The sequence below is a fragment of the Streptomyces puniciscabiei genome (assembly GCF_006715785.1).
Lineage (GTDB): Bacteria > Actinomycetota > Actinomycetes > Streptomycetales > Streptomycetaceae > Streptomyces > Streptomyces puniciscabiei.
In genome coordinates this window covers 61,916-85,178 of record NZ_VFNX01000007.1, presented here as the reverse complement: position 1 = coordinate 85,178, position 23,263 = coordinate 61,916, and the positions used below count along the sequence as shown (strand labels likewise).

21 protein-coding genes are annotated in these 23,263 nt (G+C 72.3%); 6 read left to right on the top strand and 15 right to left on the bottom strand.

The features are described from left to right. Positions 1 to 77: 77 nt before the first annotated feature. Genes rfbB through FB563_RS41535 form a run of 5 tightly spaced genes read right to left on the bottom strand, consistent with a single transcriptional unit; the run spans position 78 to position 4,787 of the window. On the bottom strand, positions 78 to 1,109 hold the full coding sequence (gene rfbB / locus FB563_RS41555) for a dTDP-glucose 4,6-dehydratase (protein WP_055705668.1): 1,032 nt from the start codon (positions 1,107 to 1,109) through the stop codon (positions 78 to 80). 33 nt (positions 1,110 to 1,142) lie between these two features. Continuing rightward, positions 1,143 to 2,039 (bottom strand): glucose-1-phosphate thymidylyltransferase RfbA, encoded by an 897-nt coding sequence (rfbA, locus tag FB563_RS41550; protein ID WP_055705667.1) that lies wholly within the window; start codon positions 2,037 to 2,039, stop codon positions 1,143 to 1,145. 1 nt (position 2,040) lies between these two features. Next, on the bottom strand, positions 2,041 to 2,646 hold the full coding sequence (locus FB563_RS41545) for a dTDP-4-dehydrorhamnose 3,5-epimerase family protein (RefSeq protein WP_055705666.1): 606 nt from the start codon (positions 2,644 to 2,646) through the stop codon (positions 2,041 to 2,043). Next, a complete protein-coding gene (locus FB563_RS41540) occupies positions 2,646 to 3,746 on the bottom strand; it encodes a DegT/DnrJ/EryC1/StrS family aminotransferase (RefSeq protein ID WP_055705665.1) in 1,101 nt (366 codons plus the stop codon). Before FB563_RS41540 ends, FB563_RS41545 begins: the two co-directional genes overlap by 1 nt. Positions 3,747 to 3,794: 48 nt before the next feature. Further along, on the bottom strand, positions 3,795 to 4,787 hold the full coding sequence (locus tag FB563_RS41535) for an NAD-dependent epimerase/dehydratase family protein (protein WP_055705664.1): 993 nt from the start codon (positions 4,785 to 4,787) through the stop codon (positions 3,795 to 3,797). A 405-nt stretch (positions 4,788 to 5,192) separates the two neighbouring features. Between FB563_RS41535 and FB563_RS41530 the strand changes: the two genes are divergently transcribed. From FB563_RS41530 to FB563_RS41520, 3 genes are all read left to right on the top strand, one after another. Beyond that, entirely contained in the window at positions 5,193 to 6,572 is a 1,380-nt protein-coding gene (locus FB563_RS41530; protein WP_234357704.1) for an MFS transporter, read from the top strand. Between the two features lie 131 nt (positions 6,573 to 6,703). Further along, a complete protein-coding gene (locus tag FB563_RS41525) occupies positions 6,704 to 7,837 on the top strand; it encodes a glycosyltransferase (RefSeq protein ID WP_244329078.1) in 1,134 nt (377 codons plus the stop codon). A 154-nt stretch (positions 7,838 to 7,991) separates the two neighbouring features. Further along, positions 7,992 to 8,411 carry an ester cyclase gene (locus FB563_RS41520; protein WP_055705662.1) on the top strand — a complete coding sequence of 140 codons (420 nt, stop codon included), beginning with the start codon at positions 7,992 to 7,994 and terminating at the stop codon, positions 8,409 to 8,411. Between the two features lie 73 nt (positions 8,412 to 8,484). On the opposite strand, the gene FB563_RS41515 is transcribed toward FB563_RS41520, so the two are convergent. Then, positions 8,485 to 9,900 (bottom strand): NDP-hexose 2,3-dehydratase family protein, encoded by a 1,416-nt coding sequence (locus FB563_RS41515; RefSeq protein ID WP_055705661.1) that lies wholly within the window; start codon positions 9,898 to 9,900, stop codon positions 8,485 to 8,487. Between the two features lie 157 nt (positions 9,901 to 10,057). Here FB563_RS41515 and FB563_RS41510 point away from each other — a divergent pair, with 157 nt between their 5' ends. From FB563_RS41510 to FB563_RS41500, 3 genes are all read left to right on the top strand, one after another. Continuing rightward, the gene (locus FB563_RS41510; protein WP_055705660.1) at positions 10,058 to 10,681 is read left to right on the top strand and encodes a dTDP-4-dehydrorhamnose 3,5-epimerase family protein; all 624 of its coding nucleotides are present in this window, start codon (positions 10,058 to 10,060) and stop codon (positions 10,679 to 10,681) included. A 243-nt stretch (positions 10,682 to 10,924) separates the two neighbouring features. Continuing rightward, on the top strand, positions 10,925 to 11,737 hold the full coding sequence (locus tag FB563_RS41505) for an AfsR/SARP family transcriptional regulator (protein ID WP_055705659.1): 813 nt from the start codon (positions 10,925 to 10,927) through the stop codon (positions 11,735 to 11,737). A gap of 23 nt (positions 11,738 to 11,760) precedes the next feature. Beyond that, entirely contained in the window at positions 11,761 to 12,663 is a 903-nt protein-coding gene (locus FB563_RS41500; protein ID WP_142219281.1) for a glycosyltransferase, read from the top strand. 152 nt (positions 12,664 to 12,815) lie between these two features. Here FB563_RS41500 and FB563_RS41495 read toward each other — a convergent pair whose 3' ends face one another. From FB563_RS41495 to FB563_RS41455, 9 genes are all read right to left on the bottom strand, one after another. Beyond that, positions 12,816 to 13,697: an ester cyclase gene (locus tag FB563_RS41495; protein ID WP_234357703.1), complete on the bottom strand. Its 882-nt coding sequence runs from the start codon at positions 13,695 to 13,697 to the stop codon at positions 12,816 to 12,818. Between the two features lie 37 nt (positions 13,698 to 13,734). Further along, entirely contained in the window at positions 13,735 to 14,940 is a 1,206-nt protein-coding gene (locus FB563_RS41490) for an FAD-dependent monooxygenase (RefSeq protein WP_055705657.1), read from the bottom strand. A 47-nt stretch (positions 14,941 to 14,987) separates the two neighbouring features. Further along, positions 14,988 to 15,989, bottom strand: coding sequence for an aldo/keto reductase (locus FB563_RS41485; protein ID WP_055705656.1), 1,002 nt, complete (start codon positions 15,987 to 15,989; stop codon positions 14,988 to 14,990). A gap of 84 nt (positions 15,990 to 16,073) precedes the next feature. Then, a complete protein-coding gene (locus tag FB563_RS41480; RefSeq protein ID WP_199832784.1) occupies positions 16,074 to 17,180 on the bottom strand; it encodes a 3-oxoacyl-ACP synthase III family protein in 1,107 nt (368 codons plus the stop codon). Beyond that, positions 17,177 to 19,543, bottom strand: a complete 2,367-nt coding sequence (locus FB563_RS41475; protein WP_079048713.1) for a beta-ketoacyl-[acyl-carrier-protein] synthase family protein — start codon at positions 19,541 to 19,543, stop codon at positions 17,177 to 17,179. The genes FB563_RS41480 and FB563_RS41475 overlap by 4 nt, the downstream gene beginning before the upstream one ends. A gap of 38 nt (positions 19,544 to 19,581) precedes the next feature. Beyond that, positions 19,582 to 20,883 (bottom strand): beta-ketoacyl-[acyl-carrier-protein] synthase family protein, encoded by a 1,302-nt coding sequence (locus FB563_RS41470; protein WP_055705655.1) that lies wholly within the window; start codon positions 20,881 to 20,883, stop codon positions 19,582 to 19,584. After that, entirely contained in the window at positions 20,880 to 22,172 is a 1,293-nt protein-coding gene (locus tag FB563_RS41465) for a beta-ketoacyl-[acyl-carrier-protein] synthase family protein (RefSeq protein WP_055705654.1), read from the bottom strand. The genes FB563_RS41470 and FB563_RS41465 overlap by 4 nt, the downstream gene beginning before the upstream one ends. Positions 22,173 to 22,288: 116 nt before the next feature. Beyond that, positions 22,289 to 22,846: a holo-ACP synthase gene (acpS, locus tag FB563_RS41460; protein ID WP_199832783.1), complete on the bottom strand. Its 558-nt coding sequence runs from the start codon at positions 22,844 to 22,846 to the stop codon at positions 22,289 to 22,291. Further along, positions 22,818 to 23,231 carry an acyl carrier protein gene (locus FB563_RS41455; RefSeq protein WP_055705653.1) on the bottom strand — a complete coding sequence of 138 codons (414 nt, stop codon included), beginning with the start codon at positions 23,229 to 23,231 and terminating at the stop codon, positions 22,818 to 22,820. Before FB563_RS41455 ends, acpS begins: the two co-directional genes overlap by 29 nt. Positions 23,232 to 23,263 lie beyond the last annotated feature (32 nt).

Here is a 23,263-nt window from a genome sequence, read left to right as displayed (position 1 = left end):
TGCTCCAATGGCCGGAATTCTTCGCGGGCGCGGCGCCTGACGGACAGTGTCCGGATCATCGGCGACAGGTGAAGTTCTCACTCAAGTGGAGGCTCCACCTCCATCGTCCGCTGCCTGAGGGGTTCCCACCAGGTCCGGTTCTCCCGGTACCAGCGCACGGTTTCGGCCAGGCCCTCCTCGAAGCTCCTGCGGGGTGCGTAGCCCAGCTCCTCGCGGATCTTCGTGCAGTCGACGGAGTAGCGGCGGTCGTGTCCCTTGCGGTCCTCGACGTATGCGACGCTGTCCTCCCAGGTGCCGCCGCACGCCGCGAGCAGCGCGCCGGTCAGCTCCCGGTTGGAGAGTTCGGTGCCGCCCCCGATGTTGTAGGTCTCGCCCGCGCGGCCCCGGGTGCGGACCAGTTCGATGCCCTGCACGTGGTCGTCGATGTGCAGCCAGTCGCGGACGTTGCCGCCGTCGCCGTACAGCGGGACCTTCCTGCCGTCGAGGAGGTTGGTCACGAACAGCGGGATGACCTTCTCGGGGAACTGGTGGTGGCCGTAATTGTTGGAACAGCGCGTCACACGGACGTCGAGACCGTGGGTGCGGTGGTACGACAGCGCGATCAGGTCGCTGGAGGCCTTCGTCGAGGAGTACGGCGAGTTGGGCTGCAGCGGGTGGCTCTCGGGCCAGGAGCCCTCGTCGATCGAGCCGTACACCTCGTCGGTGGAGATGTGCACGAAGACCTCGATGCCGGCCCGGTGCGCCGCGTCCACGAGCGTGTGCGTGCCGACCACGTTCGTGCGCACGAACTCGGCGCCGCCGTCGATCGACCGGTCGACGTGCGACTCGGCGGCGAAGTGCACCACCTGGTCGTGCTCGGCCATCAGCTTCCCGACCAGCTCGGGGTCGCAGATGTCCCCCTGCACGAAGGAGAACCCCGGGTGCTCCCGTACCTCGTCGAGGTTGGCAGGACTGCCCGCGTACGTCAGCTTGTCCAGGACGGTGACCGCGACGTCGCCGGGGCCCTCGGGGCCGAGCAGCGTACGGACGTAGTGGGAGCCGATGAAGCCGGCGCCGCCGGTCACCAGGATGCGGGTCGTGGCCGGTGCGGCCGGTCGGGTCGGGTGCATGGAGCGGGCTCCTCGGTCGGCAGGGGACTCTGGTCAGGCGGCGCGGACGGCCGGCCGCGGCAGGCGGCGGGAGGCCACCTCGGTGACATAGGCGCCGTAGTCCGTACCCCGCATCTCCTCGCCGAGGCTCAGGCACTGCTCGGGGGTGATGAAGCCGAGGTTGAGCGCCAGTTCCTCGACGCAGGCGATGAACTCGCCCTGCCGCTGCTCGACCAGCTGGACGTACTGCGCCGCCTGCAGCAGCGAGTCGTGGGTGCCCATGTCCAGCCAGGCGAAGCCGCGGCCGAGCGGGGTGAGCCGGGCCCGGCCCTGCGCCAGGTAGGCCCGGTTGACGTCGGTGATCTCCAGCTCGCCCCGTGCCGAGGGGGAGAGGTTCTTGGCGATCCCGACCACGTCGCTGTCGTAGAAGTACAGCCCGGTCACCGCGAGGCTGGAGCGCGGGTGGCGCGGCTTCTCCTCCAGCGACAGCAGCCGGCCCTCCTCGTCGATCTCCCCGATCCCGTAGCGCTGCGGGTCGCGCACGCGGTAGCCGAACAGCTCCGCGCCGTCGAGCCGGCGCACCGCGTCGTCGAGGAGCAGCGAGAAACGCGGCCCGTGGAAGATGTTGTCGCCGAGCACCAGCGCGACCTGGTCGCCGTCGATGAAGTCGGCGCCGATGAGCAGCGCTTCGGCGATACCGCGCGGCTGGTCCTGCTCGGCGTAGGAGATGTTCAGGCCGAGCCGGGAGCCGTCCCCGAGGAGCGTGCGGAAGCTGTCCGAGTGGTCCTTGGACGAGATCAGCAGGATGTCCCGCACGCCGGCCAGCATCAGCACGGAGAGCGGGTAGTAGATCATGGGCTTGTCGTAGACCGGCAGGATCTGTTTGGACAGCGCACCGGTGAGCGGGCGCAGCCGGGTGCCGCTGCCGCCGGCGAGGATGATGCCCTTCATCTCAGCTCTCCCTCCACTGCCGTTCGAGCCGGGTGCTCACCTCGTACTGCGGCAGCAGGCCCCGTTCCGCGGCCTCGGCCAGCGTGGGCGCCACGGTGTCGCGTTCGGAGTAGACCGGCGTGATGTCCTCGGGGATCGGCAGGCCCAGCGCCGGGTCGGTGACCGAGATCGCCAGCTCGTGCTCGGGCACATAGCTGGCGGTGACCATGTACGACATCACCGTGTCGTCCTCCAGCGCGATGAACGCGTGGCCCAGGCCGACCGGGAAGTACATGGCCCGGAAGTCGTTCTGGTCCATCAGCACCGCGTCCCACTTGCCGAAGGTGGGCGAGCCGACCCTGAGGTCCACCACGATGTCCAGGGCCGAACCCTTCGGGCAGTAGACGTACTTGGCACATCCGGGCGGGGTCAGCGTGTAGTGCACGCCGCGCACCACACCGCGCTTGGAGCGGCTGTGGTTGGTCTGGGCCACCGGGAAGTGCGTGTTGCCGGTGGCCTCGGCCCAGGCCGGTCCCTGGAAGGGGGACAGGAACAGCCCGCGCCCGTCGGGGAAGACGGTGGGGGTGAACTCCAGTGCCCCGGCGACGGCCAGTTCGCGGACCTTCATCACAGCACCTCCTTCAGGGCGGCGATGACCTTGTCCTGCAGGCCGGTCGAGAGCGACGGGTACATCGGCAGCGAGAAGATCTCGCCCGCCAGCTTCTCCGTCACCGGCAGCGAGCCCTTGGCGTACCCGAGATGGGCGAAGCCGGTCATGGTGTGCACCGGCCACGGGTAGCTGATGTTGAGGCTGATGTCGTGGGCCTTGAGAGCCTCGATGATCCGGTCGCGCTCGGGGTGGCGGACCACGTAGACGTAGTAGACGTGCGTGTTGCCCTCGTTGACCTTCGGCAGGATCAGCTCGGTGTCGCCCAGGGCCTCCTGGTAGCGGCGGGCGACCTCCTGGCGGCCGGCCACGTAGGCGTCGAGCCGGGTCAGCTTGCGGCGCAGGATCTCGGCCTGCACCTCGTCCAGGCGGCTGTTGTGGGCCGGCGTCTGGACCGTGTAGTAGACCTTCTCCATGCCGTAGTAGCGCAGCTTGCGCAGCTCGGCCTCGACGTCCCCGCGCGAGGTGACCACGGCGCCGCCGTCGCCGTACGCGCCGAGCACCTTCGTCGGGTAGAAGGAGAACGCGGCGGCGTCGCCGGTGGTACCCGCGAGCCTGCCCCGCTGGGTGGCGCCGTGCGCCTGCGCGCAGTCCTCCAGGAGCGCCAGGCCGTACCGGTCGGCCAGCGCCTTCAGCGGGTCCAGGTCCACGCACTGGCCGTAGAGGTGGACCGGCAGCAGGGCCTTGGTGCGCTCGGTGATCGCCGCCTCGACCTGCCCGACGTCCATCAGGAAGTCGTCCTCGTTGACGTCGACGAAGACCGGCGTGGCGCCGGTGCCGTCGATCGCGACGACCGTGGGCGCCGCGGTGTTGGACACCGTGATCACCTCGTCGCCCGGGCCGATCCCCAGGGCCTGCAGGGCGAGCTTGAGCGCGTTGGTGCCGTTGTCGACACCGACGCAGTGCTCCACGCCGTGGTACGCGGCGAACTCCTCCTCGAAGCCCTTGACGCTGTCGCCGAGCACCAGCGTGCCGGAGGAGAAGACCTTCTCGACGGCGTCGAGTATGTCCTCGCGCTCGCTGTGGTACTCGGGCAGGTAGTCCCATACGTAGGTGGTCATGCGCGTTCCTTCTCCTGTCGTCGTTCTGGTCCTGCGGGCGCGGGGGGTTCAGCGGTGGTCGTGCGGTACGGCGTGACTCAGGGCGGCCACCGTGCGCTCCAGTCCCTCGTCGAGCGGGACCTGCGGACGCCAGCCGGTCACCGAGCGGAACGCGGTGGAGTCGATGGTCACGCTCAGGAAGTCGGTCTTCGGGGCGTGCGCGGGCGGCTCCACCGAGACGACCGGGACGGCGGGGGCACCGGTACGGGCCGCCGCGTGCCGGGCCACCGTGCGGAAGACGTCGCCGAGCGCGTCGCCGCGTCCGGCGCCCAGGAGCCAGGCGCGGCCGGCCAGTTCGCCGGGACGGTCCAGGGCGGCGACGAACGCGGCGGCGATGTCGGCGATGTGGACCAGATCGCGGCGGACGGTGCCGTCGTGCCACAGGGTGATCTCCTGGCCGGCCAGCGCCCGGCGGGCCATCGCGGCGACCACCCCGCGGTCGGCGGTACCCGGCACGGTTCCCTCGCCGTACACCGTGGGCAGTCTCAGGCAGACGCCGCGGACCAGGCCGGCCTCGCTCGCCTCGAGCAACAGCCGTTCCGCGGCCAGCTTCTGCTCGTCGTACACCGTGCCCGGCCGGTCCGCTTCGCTGCCGTCGAGCGGCTCCCGCGGCGGGGCGCCGACCTGTGAGGCGGCACCCGCGTAGATCACCAGCGGTGGCCGGCCGGGGGCGGCGACCACGTCCAGCAGGTCACGCATCACCCCGACGTTGACCCGCTCGCCGCCCGGCTCGGCTGCGGCCCGCCAGCCGCCCTCGCACAGCAGCGTGTGGATCACCACGTCCGCATCCTCGACGGCGCGGGCCAGGGCCTCCCGGTCGGTGAGGTCGGCGGTGACCACCTCGACCTCCGCGCGGGCGCCGTCCGGCACGGCGGCGGGGCGCCGGGCCACTGCGCGCAGGCGCACCTCGCGGCCGGCCAGCGCGGCGAGCACGGCCGAACCCACGAAGCCGGTGGCGCCGAGCACGGTCACCAGGGGCCGGGCGGTCGGTTCCGTTGTCATGCGGGTGCCTCCCAGGGCGGGCGGATGGATGCGGGGCGGCCGGGACGCGAGGGCGCGCCTGTGGCGGTGCGGGCCCGGGGCCTGCCCGGGTTCCGCTGGCCCGATGCTGCTGCCGTCCGATCGGGCGCGGGCGGAGAAGCGCTGGAGGCGGCCGTGGCCCGGGCGACGCGGACCGCGGTTCGACCGGTGCTTGAGTCCGACTGCCTAGCCTCGGCGCGACGTCTTGCGCCGTCCGCATCGGGCCGGCGTCCCGTCACCGACCGCGCGATGCAAACCGTTGCCCCCCTGGTGAAGTCGGAAGGAAATCCCTGAATGAGTACTGACAAAGCCGCCGTCGGCGGCGGTGCGGCCGGGGCGGGGAAGTCGCCGGGCGCAGCCACGCTGATCACGGGCCTGATCGCCTTCATGGCGGGGCTCGACAATCTGGTGGTCGTCACCGCGCTGCCCACCATCAGGGAGAAGCTCGGTGGCAGCCTGGAGCAACTGGAATGGACGGTGAACGCCTACACGCTGACGTTCGCCGTGCTGATGTTGACCGGTGCCGCTCTCGGCGACCGGTTCGGCCGCCGCCGGGTGTTCGTCGCAGGTCTGCTGCTGTTCACGGCGGCATCGGCCGCGGCCGCCGTGGCACCGGGCATCGGTGAGCTGATCGCCGCCCGCGCGGTCCAGGGCGCCGGTGCCGCCGTCATCATGCCGCTCTCCCTCACCCTGCTCACCCACGCGGTGCCCGCCGAGAAGCGGGGCGCCGCCCTCGGGATCTACGGTGCGCTCAACGGACTGGCCATCGCGGGCGGCCCGCTGGTCGGCGGCGTCGTGGTGGAACACATGTCCTGGCAGTGGGTCTTCTGGATCAACGTGCCGGTGGGCCTGCTGCTCGCCCCGGCCGCCTGGCGCGGCCTGGCCGAGAGCCGTGGGCCCAACAACCGCCTGGACGTTCAGGGCACGCTCCTGGCCAGCCTCGGCATCCTCGGCCTCGTCTACGGCCTGATCCGGGCGGGCGGCAACGGAGGCTGGGGCGCCCCGCAGGTCGTGGGCTCCCTGGCGGCCGGCGCCGTGGTGCTTGCCGCGTTCGTCCTGTGGGAGCGGCGCAGCAGCGCGCCGATGCTGCCCATGGGCATGTTCCGCAACCGGGCCTTCAGCGCCGTCAACGCCGGCGGTCTGCTGATGTCCGTCGGCATGTACGGCGTGGTCTTCCTCATCACGCAGTTCATGCAGACCATCCAGCACATGCCGCCGACGGAGGCGGGCGTGCGGATGCTGGCGTGGACGGCGATGCCGCTGCTGGTGGCGCCCGTCGCGGGCATCCTGTCGGACCGGATCGGCGGACGGCCCGTGGTGGCCTTCGGACTCGCGCTGATGGCGGCCGCGTTCGCCTACTGGGCGCTGGTGATGAGCCCGGACGTGTCCTACGTCGGGCAACTGCCCGGCTTTCTCCTGGGCGGCGTGGGCGTCGCCTGCTTCTTCGCCCCGCTCCTCAACCTGACGATGAGCTCCGTCGCCGTCTCCGAGCAGGGCATCGCCTCCGGCGCGACGTCGGCCACCCAGGAACTGGGCGCGGCGCTCGGCGTGGCCCTGCTCGCCGGCGTCTTCAGCCACAACGGCGGATACGCCTCGAGCCGGAACTTCGTCGACGGCTTCGTGCCCGCCCTGTGGGTCGGTGCGGCGGCCGTGGCACTCGGCGCGGTCGTGATGCTCTTCGCCACCCCGCCCGACGGCGTGGCGAAACAGCACAGTGCCGAACCGGTCCGGGACACGGCCGAACCGACCCCGGCGGCCAGCCGCTGACACCTCACAGGCCGCGGCGACCCCGTCACCGCCCCACCACCATCCGCCATCACGCCACCGGCAGAAAGGCCGTGCACGACATGAGGGTTCTCTTCGCAAGCCTCGGAAACTACGGACACATATTCCCCCTGGTGCCGCTCGCCCGGGCGGCACAGGAAGCCGGGCACGAGGTCTGGTTCGCCACCAGTGAGCCGTTCCACCCGATCCTCGAGAAGGCGGGCCTGCGGCCGGTCGCCGCAGCGCTCACCGTCCCCGAGGCGTTCATCGAGGCGGCCGGCGGCCAGGCCTTCCTGGAGGCCAACGGCGGTGACGTACAGGCCAATGACGTTCCGCCCGAGGTACTGGCGGCCCTGGGCGTGAAGGCGTTCGGCTCGGTGCTGCCGCGCAGCGTGGCCGCGGACCTCGCCCCTGTCCTCGACTCGGTCCGGCCCGACCTGGTCGTGTACGAGATCACCGACGTGGGCGCGGCCTTCGCGGCCGTGGCGGCGGGCGTGCCGGCCGTGTGCCACGGCATCGGCCGGGTCTCCTACGACGCCACCCTGGACCCGATGATCCAGCAGGAGCTGTACGCCACGGCGAGCGACCTGGGGGTGGCCGACAAGATCGGCCAGAGCCGGACTCTGGGCAACCCGTACATCGACATCTGCCCTCCCGCCCTGCAGAACCAGGACTTCCTGGCCTCGGGTGTCGAGCGGATCCCGCAGCGGTCCGTCCCCTTCACCGAACCGGGCGAACTGCCCGCGCGTGTCACCCAGGGCGAGGGCCCGCTGATCTATCTCAGCCTCGGCACCGTGCTCGGCTCCGCGGAGCTGCTGCGCACCGCGATCGAGGGCCTGCTGCCCCTGGATGTGCGGGTCCTCGTGGCGACGGGCCCCGTGGTGGACCCGGCCGCGCTGGGCGAGCTGCCGGACCGGGTCGTCGTGCTTCCCTGGGTGCCGCAGGCCGAGGCGCTGCGGTACGCCACCGCCGTCATCCACCATGGCGGCGACGGCACCACGCTGGCCTCGCTGGCCGCGGGGCTGCCCGCGCTGGTCCTGCCGCATTCGGGGGACGACGGCCCCGACAAGGCGGCCGCGGTGCGTGACTCCGGGGCGGGCAGCCTGCTGCTTGCCCCGGATGTGTCCGCCGAGGCGGTGGAGGCCGAGATGCGCACCCTGCTGAGCGACGGTGCCCACCGGGAGGCCGCCCGTCGTATCGCCCGCGAGATGGCGGCCATGCCCGAGCCGGCCGAGACGGTCGCGAGGTTCCCCGAGTTCGTCCGCTGACCGGCCCCGGTACGCACCGCGCCCCGCGCTCGTCAGGTGAGCTCGGGGCGCGGTGCGTACGGGACGGGATTCTGCCCAGCTCCAGGGCGGCTCGACCGCATGTGGCGATGCTCTGACCGACCGTTCTTCTCCGACCCAGCCGAAAGAGGCCACCATGCCGAAGAGCCACCACGCTCTGATCCAGCACTTCGTCGACATGATCAACAGCCATGACGTCAGCACCATGCCGGAGCACACGGCGCCCGGCCACATCGACCACAACCCGGTGGTGGCCGACGGCATCGAGGCCAACCAGGCCTTCTGGACCGAGGTGTTCACCGCCTTCCCCGACATGAAGGCCGTGGCGCACGACATCGTCGCGGAAGGGGACAGGGTGGCCGGCCGCTTCGAGTACACCGCGACCCACCAGGGCACCTTCCTCGGCATACCGGCGACCGGGCGCACCGTGAGCTTCCAGTCCATCGACATCTGGAGGGTGGAGGACGGGCTGCTCGCCGAGCACTGGGACCAGCTGGACATGGGCGACATCTTCCGGCAGCTGGGCGTCGACCCGGCGACCGTCGCGCAGTCCTAGGCCCTGTCGTCGGGACGACGTGGCCGGCGTGGTCGGGCGGACCGGCGGAGGGCCGGCGCGCCCGACCGTGCGGCTACAGTGCGAGCTCTCCCCGTACCGCCCCGGTCGCGCGCAGGGCGGTGAGCAGGGTGCGCGCCTCGATGTTCACGTAGTTGCCGTGCAGCAGCAGGCCGCCGAGCTGTTCCTCGGTCATCCAGATGAACTCCTCCGGCACCTCGAGCGGGAACTCGTCGCCGACCTCCACCAGCACGTAGCGGGTGTCGGCATGGTGGAAGCGGCCGCCCTCCTCGGACTGCACCGAGTCGAACAGGATCCGTTCCCGCGGCGTGCCGAGGACCAGGTCCAGATAGCGCGGCCGGGCCTCGGCCGGCAGCGACCGCGCGCGGCCCGGCTGGCACTGCACCGTCGGCGCGAGCTCCGCCACGTTCAGCACCCCGGCCTCCGACCTGGCGTGCGCCAGCAGATGCGGCACGCCGGCGACACGGCGCACCAGGAACGCGGCCAGGCCCTGCTCGGCGGGGGCGAGCAGCGGCTGGGACCAGTGGGTCACCTCACGGTTGGTGGCTCGTATGTCCGCGGCGAGCAGCGTGAAGTGATGTCCGGACTCGTGGGCGATCTCGTCGTCGGTGCGCCGCCAGTGGGAGACCTCCGCCAACGGTATGGAGCGCTGGACCAGTTCGCGTCGTGACTTCACCTCGGTGAGCCGGCCCAGGACCTCCTGCAGCGAGTGCAGCGCAGGCCCGCCGCCGACGAACGAGGGGATCTGCGACAGCACGGTGCGGGCGTCCATGTTCAGCACGTTGTCCTCGTGCAGCAGTCCGTACAGCTGCCCGAGGGTCAGCCACACGAAGTCCTCGTGCCCGGGCACCTCGCCGACCGCCTCCACGACCACGTTCCGGTTGCGCTTGCGCAGGAACCAGGCGCCCTGCTCCGACTGCAGCGAGTCGAACAGCACCCGGCTGCCCCGGCCGCCCTGGCGCGGCGGCACGAAGTACTCGAGGTAGCGGACCGCCGAACCCCCGTGCACCCCCGTGTAATTGCTGCGGGTGGCCTGGACGGTCGGCGACAGCTGCACCGTGTCGATGTTGCCCGGCTCCATCTTGGCCTGCATCAGGCAGTGCAGGACGCCGTCGAACTCCTTGACCACGATGCCCAGGATGCCGATCTCGGGCTGGTTGATGATCGGCTGGGTCCAGCTGCTCTCCTGCCCGTTCCAGGAGGTGCGCACGTGCAGCCCCTCGATCGAGAAGAACCGCCCGCTCTGGTGCACGAGGTTGCCGGTGTCGTCCTCGAAGTGCCATCCGGCGAGCCCGGAGAACGGGATGCGCCGTACGTCGTAGCGCTTGGCGCGGCGCTGGGCGGTGAACCAGGCCCGGAACTCGGCGTTGGGCGTGATGGCGCTGTCGTGTGCCTGCGCGGACAGGGCGAAGCGCAGGGCGAGGTCCGCGGTCGTCTCGGAGGTCACCCCTGAGGTCGCGGTGATCGTCATGGACAGGCTCCTTCGCGTGGGCTCGTGCGCGGGGGTCGGAACCACGACCCTCCTGCACCCCGATCGCCTACGGCTGGAGCAAGCCTTGAGACGGGGACGCGGACGGCGCCCGCGGCGCTCCAGCCGGTCTTGAGCAGCGGCGCCTACCGTCGTCGGCATGGACTTGCGCAGCCTGGAGATCAGCGAACTCGCCCTTCCGGACGTGTTCCTGGTCTCGCCCCGGTCCGTCGAGGACGACGTCGTGGTCCGCTACGAGGCGTTCCGCCAGGACTACCTCGAGGAAGCGATCGGACGGCCCTTCGCGATCCGGTACAGCGATCTGTCGGTCGCGCGGCGCCGGGTCCTGCGCGGCATCCACGGCACCGCGGGCCCGGACGGCCGTGCCAGGCTGTTCGGCTGTGTGCGGGGCGCCGCCGTCCACGTCGTGGTGGACCTGCGCGTCGGGTCCCCGGACTACGGCCGGTACGAGACGGTCTGGCTGGACCACCGCAACGCGTGCGGGGTGTTCGTCCCGGAGGGTTTCGGCCACGCCTGGCTCGCCCTCCAGGACGACACGGTCGTCGCCTGTCACAGCTCCCGGCCGCACACGGAGGGCGCCGCCTACACGGTCAGCGCACTCGACCCGGCTCTCGCGCTGCCCTGGGGACTCACCGACGCGCCGGTGATGACCGACGAGGACCTGGCCGCGCCCACCGCGCAGGAGGCGCTCGCCAGAGGGATCCTGCCGACCTACGAGGACTGCCTCGCTCTGTACGGCCGTTCGTTGAGCGCCATCGACTGAAATCACCGAGTGTCCGGCTCCCCCCTGCCGGACCGGAGGCACCGCGTGCCGTGCGGGACACGCGGTGCCTCCGCCATGTCCGGGACCCTTTCGGCCGGCCGGGCGGCCCGTCCCGCGGACGGGCATGAATCGGTCACACCCCGAGCAGGACGAAAACACCTGGCAGAGGGGGAGTGACGCACTGTCCGTCGAGCGGGCCGCATGGGAGGTTCGAGGTCCTACGACAGAGACAAGGGGGGCCGCATGCGAATCTTCGTTCTGGGGTCTTTGGACGCCGAGCTGAGGGGCGTTTCGATACTGCCCACAGCGGCGAAGCCGCGGCAGATCCTGACACTGCTCGCCATCTACGCCAACCAGGTCCTGCCGGTGTCCGCGCTGATGGAGGAGATCTGGGGCGACGCCCCGCCGCGCAGCGCGCTCACCACGCTGCAGACGTACATCCTCCAGCTCCGGCGCTGCATGGACAAAGCGCTGCAGGGCGAACCCGGTGGCTCCAAGGAAGTGCTGCTGACCCGGCAGGGGGGATACCTCCTGCACGCGGAGCCCGGCAGCATCGACGTACACGAGTACGACCGGCTGTCCTCCCTCGGTCAGCGCGCCTACGACCGCGGCGACAACCAGAAGGCCGCGGATCTCTTCCGGCAGGCCCTCGGCCTCTGGCGGGGCCCCGCCCTGGTCGACGTGCGCACCGGGCCGCTGCTCGAGATCGAGGCGATGCGCCTGGAGGAGAGCCGCCTCGGGGTGCTGGAGCGGCGCAACGACGTCGAACTGCGGCTCGGCCGCCACGCCGAACTGCTCACCGAACTCACGGCGCTGACCGCCCGGCACCCGTTCCACGAGGGTCTGCACGCCCAGTCCATGGTGGCCTTCTACCGGGCGGGGCGCGCCTCCGCCGCTCTGGAGGTCTTCCAGAACCTGCGCGGCCACCTGGTGAAGGAGCTGGGCATCGAACCCTCGCAGCGTCTGCAGCGTCTGCAACGGGCCGTGCTCGGCGGCGATCCGGCGCTGGACATCGACCCCGGGACCGGGCGGGTGCTCGACCGCTTCACCGGGTGACTCCGCAAGGAGGAACCGTGCGCGTGCTGTTCTCAGGAGGCCTCGGCATGCCGGCCGTGCTGCGACTCGTCCTGCTCGCCAGGGCGGTCCAGGCGGCCGGCAACGAGGTCCGCTTCTGCTGTCCGGCCCGGGCCCGCCACCGTGTGGCCCGGGCCGGACTCGTACCGGTCCTCGCCGGGCCGGAGCAGTTCGGCCGGGCCTGGCGGCCCGACCTGGTGGTCCACGATCCGCTGTGCCCCGACTCGACCGCCATGGCGGCCATGTCCGGGGTGCCCACCATCGGCTATCTCCCGTACGCCCACCCGCCGTTGTCGCCGCGGCCGACCGTCTGGATCGACCCCTGCCCGCCGCCGCTGCGGGAGCGGCCGGAGCCCGGCGCCTGGCAGGTGCGCTGCGACGCCTACGAACTGCCGGGGAAGCCGGTGCCCCGGCTCACGGGTCCTGCGCTGATCCCGCGCGTCTGCGTCATCGGGGTGCCGGCCGGGACCCGGCCGCAGGACCGGCGCCGCGCGCGGCTCTTCCAGCGGGTCGCCGAGGGCGTCGAGAGCCTCGGACTGCAACTTCTCGTACTGACCGGCGACGACCACCCCTGGAGCCTGCTGCTGCCCGGCTGCGCCGCCGTAGTGCACGGCGGCGACGAGGGCGTCGTGTACGCGGCGGCCCGGTTCGGCATCTCCCAGCTGGTGCTGCCCGCGGGGGAGAACGAGCGGCGGGCCGGGGAGCGCCTGGAGGAGGCCGGCATCGGCCGTTGTCTCTCCGAGGACGAGCTGGCGGGCGACCCCAGCATGCTGCGGCTGCGCTTCCACATCGCCGAACTGGTCAACGGCGGCCGTGTGCTGCCCCAGGCGGCCCGTCTGGGCCTGACCATCGCCCGCATGCCGCAGCCCGCGGACCTCGTCCCGGACATCGAGGCGCTCGTGCGCTGACGCCGGGCCGGGGGGGCAACAGCTGCGACGGGCCCGCGCCGCCGGGGGATGTACGGCGCGGACCCGTCGGTCCGGATGCCCTGCGGGCGCGCCCAGTCTGCCGACCGGCTCTGGAAAACGGCTCGAACAGCGGTCGGCGGACCGTGCCCCGCTCAGCGGGACCCGTCGGGGCGGTCCGGGACGAGCCCCTGCGGCGCCGTCCAGGTGAGGCCGATGGACTCGCAGGGACTGGCGGGTCCGGCCCAGGGGTCCTCGCCGTGGATGTCGAGGATCTGCTCGCGCAGCCACAGGTCGAAGGGGTGCTTCGACTCCGTCCAGCGCTTCCTGGTCCGCTCCGGGTCCGCGGTCTCGAACTCCACGATCACGTAGTCCCGGTTCGGCCGCGGGTCGATGCGCAGCACCTCGTGGGTGATGCCCAGCCGCCGCCGGGAGGCCTCGTACTCGCGCAGGCGCGGCCCCTGCAGCTCCTGGGTGAGCCGGTGCCAGGCCATGGGCTTGCCGTTGCGCAGCGGCACGGTGCGCACCACGGACTGGCTGCCCTTCTCGCTGCGCCGGCCGCCCTTGCGGGGCGCCAGCATCCGCATGCCGAGTGCGGAGAACAGGTTGGACGCCACCCCGTGCGCCCAGCGCTCGGCGATCCTGCCCTCCTCGTCGAACCGCCAGATGACGATGCCGACGGAGACGAACGAGCGGCCGGTGGGCGCGACGCCCAGCAGGTCGCCGAGGTGGGTGCCGCGCCAGGTGTTGTGGATGACGACCATGTCGTCGTGTGCGCTGATGTCCTCGATGGTGACGTGGAAGTCGGGGAACGCCTCACGCAGTCCGGCGATGGTGTACTTCACGCCCTCGAGGCCCTCGGGCGCCCCGGGCAGGCCCTCGTGGTCGACGACGTCGGGCCGGTAGAGCTCGTCCGCGACCGAGAAGTCGCCCCGGTTGACGAACTCGGCGAAGACGCGCCGGATGGTCGCCTTGTTGCGTTCCTCTGTGCTCTCCCACGCCGTCAGCGCGGGGTCCGTGGTGGTCGCAGTGGTCACAGCAGCAGTCCTCTCATCATCGTGCGTCCACGAGCGCTCACGCCGCGGTGGCGGCGTTCGAGGCCCACCGCGTGGCATAGGCGACGTGTTCCTGTTCCGTGGTGCGCAAGGTGCGGGCCCAGCCGAGTTTCAGCACCCGGTCGCGGAGCCAGATGGCGGCCGGGTTCTGCAACGCGCCCATCACGCCGATGCGGTGGGCGAGCAGCTGCATCGGCCGGGTGCGCCGCTGCCGCTCGGCCTCGTAGCCGCGCAGCGCCTCGGTGACGGTGGCACCGGGCGCGGCGAGGTGTTCGGCCAGCACGAGGGCGTCCTCGACGGCCAGGCAGGCGCCCTGCCCGATGTTGAAGCTGACGGCGTGCGCGGCGTCGCCGAGCAGGGTGACCCGGCCCCGTCCCCAGACCGGGTCGGGCTTGCGGTCCACCACGTCGCTGCGGATGATGCTCTCCGGCACGGTGGCGTCGAGGATCCGCTGCACCGGGTCGACCCAGCCGGCGTGCCGGGCACGCAGCATGTCCAGGGTCTGCTCGGGCGTGCCCTCGTCGCGGCCGCCCGCGGGGCCGTTGGCGACGCTCATCCAGTGCACGACGCCGGGGGCGATGTCGTAGTACGTGAAGCGGGTCCCGGGGCCGAACAGGGCCTGGAAGCTGCCGGGTTCGAACTCCTCGGGGGTCATCTTCGCGTGACCGCGCCAGGCGATGTAGCCGGTGTAGTCGGGCGGCTGGGGGCCGAGCAGTCCGGCGCGTACGGCGGAGTGGACGCCGTCGGCGCCGATCAACAGGTCCCCGTCCTCGGAGGTGCCGTCGGCGAAGTGCAGGGTCACCCCGTCGGCGTGCTCGGTGAACCCGGTGACCTCGGCGCCGGTGACGAGGGGCGCGTCGACGGCGTCGCGCAGGATGCCGTGCAGGTCGGAGCGGCCGATGGCGACCGTGGGCTGCCCGTAGCGCTCGATGAACTCGCCCACCGGGTAGGTGCCGATGCTCCGGCCGGTCGAGGTCGCGAAGCGGCACACGGACTGGATCGGGGCGATCCTGGTGACCTGCTCGGCGAGCCCGAGGTGGGCCAGGGCGAGCATGCCGTTGGTGAAGATGTGCAGTCCCGCGCCGCCGTCGCGCAGTTCGGGCGCGCGCTCGAAGACGACGGACTCGATGCCCTGCTGCTGGAGGGCCAGCGCGGTGGCGAGACCGCCGAGCCCGCCGCCGGCGATGAGGGCCCGGCGGATGGGCCGGGGTGATTCCTGGGACATGTCCTTCTCCGGGGAGTCGGGGCGGATGGCTTGCGTGCGAACGGGCGTCAGCGGTTCAGCTGGGGCATCTCGGCGGCCGGGTAGCGCTCGCCGGCCGTGATGCCGTACGGGGCGATGGAGTCGATCGCCGCCAGGACGTCGTCGGTGAGCCGCAGGTCGCTCGCGGAGACGTTCTCCTCCAGGTAGGTGCGGCGCTTGGTGCCGGGGATGGCGACCACGTCCTGGCCACGGGAGAGCACCCAGGCGAGCGCCAGGCGGGTGACGGTGGTGTCGGCCGCGGCGGCGAGGTCGCCGAGCTGGTCGACCACGGGCAGGTTCCGGCGGATGTTGTCGTCCTCGAAGCGGGGCGCGATGCGCCGGAAGTCGAAGCCGCCGTCGGGGATGTCTGAGGTGCCGCGGATGGTGCCGGTCAGGAAGCCGCGGCCGAGCGGGCTGTAGGCCACGAAGCCGATGCCCAGCTCACGCGTGGTCTCCAGCACGCCGTTGACCTCGACGTCGCGGGTGAACAGCGAGTACTCGGTCTGTACGGCGGTCAGCGGGTGCACCGCGTGGGCGCGCCGGATGGTCTGCGGTCCCGCCTCGGAGATCCCCAGGTGCCGGACGAGTCCGGCCTCGACGAGTTCGGCGAGCGCGCCGAAGGACTCCTCCACGGGGACCTCGGGGTCGACCCGGTGCAGGTAGTAGAGGTCGAGGTGGTCGGTGCCCAGGCGGCGCAGGGTGCCCTCGATCGACCGGCGGATGTACTCGGGGCGGTTGTTGACCCGCCACGTCAGGCGGCCGTTGTCGATCTCGCTGCCCACCTTGGAGGAGAGCACGACCTCGTCGCGGCGCCCGGCGACGGCGCGGCCGATCAGTTCCTCGTTGGCGTACGGGCCGTACATGTCGGCGGTGTCGAGCAGGGTGACGCCGAGCTCCAGCGCCCGGTGGATGGTGGCGAGTGCTTCCGTCTCGTCCGCTTCCCCGTAGCCGATTGTCATGCCCATGCAGCCGAGCCCCTGGGCGGAGACGTCAAGGCCGGGCTTTCCCAGCGTGCGGTGTCCGATTGCCATTGCGACGTGTCTCCTTGGAATCACGTGTTGCTTCTGATGTCTGGGCGAGGGCTGTGGGGGCCGTGGTGGCTTGCGGGGGACCGTTCAGGCCGGGAACGGCGCCTGCCAGGTCACCGAGAGGCCGGTGTAGACGTACCGGCTGGCCTCGATGCCGAGCAGCACGACGCGGTGGCCCGGGCGGATGCGCCCCGAGGTCCAGCCCGCGTCCAGCGACAGCGGCACCGCGGCGGAACCGGTGGCCCCCACATCGGCCAGGTTCTCCACGATCCGCCCGGTGAGCGCCTGGTTCTCCTCGGCGGACAGACCGGCGCTCTCGTACTCGCCGGCGAAGTAGTCGGCGTTGCCCTCCGGCAGCACGATCGCGTCGAACTCCTCGAGCGGGCGGCCCTCCTTGCGCGTCAGCTCCTGGATCGCGCGGACGAACACCTGCGGTCCGAAGGACGAGGTGCCCGGCACGTCGATCTTCATCTGGATCAGCTGGCGGCGGCGCAGCTGCTCCGCCTGCGACACGTCCGTACCGCCGCCGATGATCTCCATCCCCGGCTTGCGCAGGCCGCCCACACAGGCATTGACGAAGGTGGACGCGTCCGCCTGAGCGCCGGTGGAGTCCGCCACGGGCTCGGCCCGCAGCACCACGGCCCCCGCGCCGTCGCCGAACGTGTACAGCGTCAGCCGGTCCCGCATCCGCACGCGCGCCGGATCCTTGTCCAGGAAGAGCGGCGCCATCAGCGGCGAGACGGACTCGCTGCCCACCACGAGAGCGGTGCGCGCCGTCCCGTCGGACAGCTGCCGCCTGGCCAGGTCGAGTGCCTGCACCCAGCCCGCGCAGGCGCCGCGGATCTCGATCGCGGCGATGCTCTCCAGGCCCAGGTAGTGCTGCAGGGTGGTGGCGACATTGGGCAGCGTGTACTCCGGCGTCGCCGTGCAGACCACGATCAGGTCGACCTCTTCGGGCTCCACCCCGGCCCGCTCAAGGGCCTGCCGGGAGGCGCGCTCGGCCATCCGGCTGTTGTTGATCACGTGCTCGCCCGTGGCCGGGTCGATCATCCAGTACCGGGTCTTGACCTGGATGCCGTCGAGGACGTCGTCCGGCAGCGGCCCGACGAACTTCTCCAGCGCGGCGTTGTCCAGCGGATCACCGGGCACATAGCCGCCGGTGGAGAGGATCTTCACGTCGTACGCGGTGGTCATCGGCCGGACTCCGTTCCGTGCAGGGGGGTGGGGGCAAGGACGAGCGAGGTGTGGGTGCCGCCGAGGGACGAGCTGTTGACCACGACGGGGCGGCGTGCGCGGCCGTCGCGCCAGGCGCCGACGGCGAGGACCGCCGACAGGTGGGCACCCGCGCCGGCCGGCTCGCCGAGCACCCGCTTGGGGGTCTCGAACCGCACCCGGTCCAGGTCGAACACCCGCTCCACGGCGGCCCGTTCGGGACGGTCGGCGGCGGCGAGACCCGCCGCGTTCGCCCAGACGGCCGCGACGTGCCCGGGGCGCAGCCCGGCGCCGTCCAGCGCCGCGCGCATCGCCCGCTCCACGCCCTCGCCCGACGGGTCCCAGCGGCCGATGCCGCAGGCGTCCGAGGCGGTCGCGTGGCCCAGGACCACGGCGTGGATCGGGGCACCGCGCCGCTCGGCGCTCTCCCGGCGCTCCAGCACCAGCGTGATGCCGGCCTCGGCGAGCGTGTACCGGCGCCCGGCCGCCGTACCGAACAGCGGAATGGAGCGGTACGCGTCCAGCGCGCCCGGCGAGAAGGCCTCCACCGCGGGCACCAGCAGGCGCTCGGCGCGACCGGTGCGCAGCATGTCGTACGCGACGCCCAGGGCGGCGGCGCCCGCCGCGTGGCCCGACGTCAGCGTCGACGTCGGTCCCTTGGTACCGAGGGCCATGGCGACCTGACCGGCCGCACCGTTGTACACGGTGGCCGGGAACACGGCCGGGTTCGCGGCCTGCGCGCCCGCGGACAGCACCGGGGCGGTGAACCGCTCGCTGCTCTCCATCGGACCGATCCCGGTGCCGAGCACCACGCCGGTCGCGGCCATGGCAGCCGCGTCGTCGTGCGCGTCCGCGTGTCCCAGGGCGGCCCGGCAGGCGGCGACGGCGAGCTGGGAGACCCGGTCCATGCGCCGGCGCTCCCGGGCGGTGCCCGCGGCCGCGGGATCGAACTCGACCCGGGCCAGGCGCAGTCCGTCCTCGGCAACACCCTGCCGCCGCCCGGCCGCGTACGCGTCCCAGAGCGCCTCGGCGCCCTCGCCCGCCGAGGTGATCACACCGAACCCGGTGACCACGATGTCGTCGGGAGCGGAGTCGGCGGTAGGCACACCGGGGCCGCCGGGGCGGCCGAAGGCGACCGTGGCGTTGGCCCCGGCGAACCCGAAGTTGTTGGACAGCGCGGTGTCCAGCACCATCGGGCGGCCCGTGCCCGCCACCGGGTCGAGACCGCAACTCGGATCCACCCCGGCGAAGGAGGCGGTGGGCGGCGCCACCTGGTCGCGCAGCGCCAGCACCGTGACGATGCCCTCCACCGCCCCGGCCCCGCCGAGCAGATGACCGATCAGCGACTTGGTGCTGGACAGCGAGGTCTTCTCGGCGGCGTCGCCGAACGCGGCACGCACCGCGTTGCTCTCCGCCGAGTCGTTCTTCTGCGTGCCGGTGCCGTGCCCGTTGACGTACCGGACGTCGTCGGGGGTCAGGCCCGAGGAGGCCAGGGCCGCGCGGATCGCCCGCGCCGCGCCCTCCCCCTCGGGGTGCGGCGCCGTCGGGTGGTGGCCGTCCGCGGACAGGCCGTAGCCCAGCACCTCGGCGAGGACCGGGGCGCCGGTCCGCTCGGCCGCCGCCTGCGACAGCAGCACGAGCATGCCGCCGCCCTCGCCCAGCGACAGGCCCGACCGGCCCTTGGAGTAAGGGGCCGCGGGCTGCACGGAGAGCGACTCCAGACTGCTGAACCCGGCGAACGCCGACTCGGTGAAGGCGTCGCTGCCGCCCACGAGCATCGCGTCCGCGCGGCCCGCCCTGATCACGTCCAGGGCGTGGGCGAGCGCGTGCGCGCTGGAGGCGCAGGCCGTATTGGCGCTGAGCACCGGGCCCTTGAGCCCGAAGGCGGCAGACAGCGCCTCCGCGGCGGCCTGCGGCGGTACGAAGGTGTACCGGTGCCAGTCGGGAGTGCGGCCCTCCTGCACCTCGCGCAGGGCGAGTTCGGCGCTGCGCCAGCCGCCGTGGCAGGTGCCGTACGCGACGCCCCAGCGTTCGGCCGGGACGTCCGTGCCGACCGTCAGGCCCGAGGCGGCCATGGCCTCCTCGGCGGCGGTCAGCGCGAAGTCCACGGAGGAGTCGCGGACGCCGGAGCCCGGGGCGTAGTCGTAGGCGGGCAGGGGGTGTTCGGTGATCTCGCCGCCCACGGCGGTCTGGTAGCCGTCCATGGGCAGGCCGCGCACGGGCGAGATCGCGACCCGTCCCGCGCGCACCCCGTCCCACAGGGCTTCGGCAGAACCGCCCTGCGAGGTGATCGCGCCCACGCCGGCGATCACGACGCGGACGGCCTGCTCAGGAACGTCACTCATGCGTCTGCTTCCCTTTCCGGACAGGCCGGTCCGGCCGCTCACGCGGGCCTGGACAGGCTGAGGGCCACGGCCTGGCCCTCGATGCCCCGGGCCAGCGCCATCGCGTGTGCGGGCCTGGCCTCCCGCGCGCTGCCGCGGACATGGTCCAGTGCGCACACCGGGTCGGGGTCGTCGAGGTTGAGCGTCGCGGGCAGCGCCCCGTGGTGCAGGGCCAGCGCGCACACGGCGGCGTTCAGCGCACCGCCACCGCCGACGAGGTGACCCGTCTGCGGCTTCACGGTGCTCACCGGCACGGACGCGGCGGCCGCGCCCAGCGCGGTGCGCAGTCCCGCGCTCTCCGAGGCGTCACCGAGCCGGGTGCCCGAGCCGTCGGCGGCGATGTAGCCGAGGTCGCCGGCGGACAGCCGGGCGTCGCGCAGCGCGTGCCGCACCGCCCGCGACAGGCCCCGGCCCTGGGCGTCCGGCGCCGGCGGCGTACCGCAGTCGTGGCCGGCGCCGTAGCCGGTCAGCTCGGCGTAGATGCGGGCGCCGCGGCGCAGCGCGGCCTGCTTCTCCTCCAGCACCAGCAGCGCGGCACCCTCGCCGGGGACCGCTCCGCTGCGCTCCCGGTCGAAGGGCCGGTACGCCGCCTGACCGCGGTCGTTGCGCGTGGTGAGCACGCCGAGCCGGTCGAGCAGCGTCATCGCCCACCAGTCGGTGGCGTCCTCGTAGCCGCCCGCGATCACCACGTCCGCGTCCCCGCGGCGCACCGCGCGCATGCCCCGGCCGATCGCGGTGGCCCCCGCGTCCGCGCCGCCCGCGAAGAACGCGCTGGCGCCCCGGATGCCGTACGTCTGCGAGATGTTGAACACCGCGCCGGGCTGCAGGCCTTCGACGAAGAACAGCGGCGGCATGATGACGTCCGCGTGCCGGCCGAGGTGCGCCAGGTCGGCCCGGCCGTCCGGGCGGCGGATGACCTTCAGCTCCTCGATCAGCTGGTCCATGCGGCCGATCGACTTGTTGCCCCCCAGGTAGAGGCCGGCCCGGTGGCCGAGCTCCTCGCCCCCGGCCTGGTTGTGCGGCAGGCCCGCGTCGTCGAGGGCGAGCCGGGCGGCGGCCAGCGCGAGGCGGTCGCCGCGGTTGATGGTGCGCAGCTGGCGCCTGCTGGCGAACCGGGTGGCGTCGAAGCCGGCTATCTCGCCGCCCAGCCGGGTCTGCAGCGGCGACGGGTCGTAGGCACGGATCGGGCCGATCCCGCACTCGCCCGCCACCATCGCCTTCCAGTTGGCCTCGGGGCCTTCCCCCAGGGCGGTCAGCAGGCCGATGCCGCTGACGACGACCTGACGTCCGGTGCCGCTCATCGCTGTTCCTCCGTTTCGGCGCCTTCGTTCTCGTAACGCCCCACGACCAGCCCGACGTTGGTGCCGCCGAAGGCGAAGGCGTTGATGAGGGCGTGCCGCACGTCGTGCTTGCGCGCCGTGTTGGGGACGAAGTCGAGGTCGAGCTTGCGGTCGGGGGTCTCCTGGTTGATGGTCGGCGGCACGAGACCGTGGTTGATCGCCCCGATCGCGGCGAACACGCTGAGCGCGGCACCCGCCGAGGTGAGGTGACCGGCCATCGACTTGGGCGAGCTGACCAGCAGCCGGTAGGCGTGGTCGCCGAACACCTTCTTGATCGCCGTGGTCTCCGACAGGTCGTTCCCGTGGGTGCTGGTGCCGTGTGCCGCGACGTAGTCGATGTCGGACGGTTCGAGACCGGCGTCCGCGATCGCGGCCTGCATGGACTCGATGGCCCCGCTGCCGTCCGGCGGCGAGTCGGTGACCCGCCAGGCGTTGAGGCTGGTGCCGTAGCCCAGGATCTCGGCGAAGATGTGCGCCCCGCGGGCGCGGGCCGCCTCCAGGTCCTCCAGGACGAAGGCGACGCCGCCCTCCCCGAGGACGAACCCGGACCGCTTGCCGTCGAAGGGGCGGCTGGCCCGGGTCGGGTCGTCGTTGTACTCCTTGGTGAGCGCCCCCAGCAGGCTGAAGCCCACCAGGTCGAGCCAGGACGTCAGCGAGTCGTAGCCGCCCGCGAGCATGAGCTGCGCGTCACCCTCCTGAAGGGTGCGGAAGGCCTCTCCGATGGCGTGCGCCGAGCCCGAGCAGGCGGTGGACACGCCCAGCATCGGGCCGGTCGCGTCCAGCATCCTGGCCATCGCGGCGGTGGGGATGCTCTGGCTGTAGGACAGCGAGTCCGAGGGCGCGTACGGGAAGAACGCGTCGCTGCGGCCGGTCTCCTCGCGCAGCGCCCCGACGTCCACCAGCCACTGCAGGTCCGGGCGGTCCACGCTGCCACCCATGGACACGCCCATGTCCGCGCCGTCGTAGGTGTCCTTGCCGACACCCGCGTTGCGCAGCGCCTCCCAGGCCGCGCCCACGCCGAAGGTGCCCGGCCGCAGCAGACGGCGCAGGCCGACCCAGGCGGGCACGGCGTCGGCGAGGTCGAAGTCCTTGACCTCGCCGGCGATGGTCACGTCGTGTCCGGTGGTGTCGATCGAGGTCAACTGCCCGACCCCGCTGCGTCCTTCGGCCAGGCCCTGCCAGGTGCTCTCGGCGTCGTTGCCGAGCGGCGTGACGGCGCCCATGCCGGTGACGACCACTCTGCGGTTCATCGCAGCGCCTCCGTCCCCGGCACCCGCCGGCTGCCGGTGCGGTCGGTCAGGTGGGACCGCATCATCGGCCTCCCTCGGTCGTGGACCGCCCCAGGCCGAGCTGCGGGGTCCGGCCGTCAAGCCTCATGCGGATCGTCTCCTTCTGCCGTGTGTGTGCTGTGGGGTGCCGTGTCCGGCGTCGTGCGGGTGGGCGGCCCGGAGCCGGGGGCCGTGCCGGGCGGGTCGGCCAGGCACACCAGGACGGCCTGGGCCACGGCGAGACCTCCGCTGTGGCTCAGGGAGATGTCGATGTGGTGCATGCCGAGGTCCTGGGCGACGGCCTCCACCTCGCCGTGCAGCCGTACCCGGGGGCGTCCACCGCGGTCGTTGACGACCTCGATGTCCGTCCACTCCATGTGCGGGGTCATCCCGGTCCCGAGGCATTTGATGACGGCCTCCTTGACGGCCCAGCGGCCCGCGAGGTGTTCCCCGGTCCGTCTGCGGCGGTCGCAGTAGGCCAGCTCGCGGGGGGTGAACACCCGCTCGCGCAGCCCGGGTTGCGAGGCCATCAGCTCCTCGACCCGGCCCACCTCGGCCAGGTCCACGCCGGTCCGCACCCGCAGCTGCGGTGGGTCCGGGGGGCCGGGTGACCGCCCCGCGCCCGGCTCACGCAGCGGCTGCTGCGAGTGAGGCACGCTCGGCCACCAGGTCCGTCAGGTTCTGCACGGTGAACAGGGTCAGTACCTCGTCCGCCGTGAGCTTGCCGGCCAGTTCCTGCACGTCGATCTGCGGCAGGGACTTCTTCAGCTGCGCCAGGCCGACCTCGTTGATGATGTCGTCCTCGTCGGCGAACTCCTCGTCGGGGATGCCGCCCTGGAGCAGTTCGGCGATGTCCGCGACCTTGATCTTCACGTCCGAGGCCCGCTCGATGCGGAACAGGACGTCGAGCAGGTCTATGGACTCGGCGTCCAGGTCGCCCAGCAGGGTGGCCTCGGGCACGACCTCCTCGATGTCGATGCCCAGCGCGTCGGCGACGGCGTCCTGGACGATGGCGGAGAAGTCTTTCTCCTGGTACGACATGTGTTCTTACCCTTCGTGAACAGTTGTTGCTG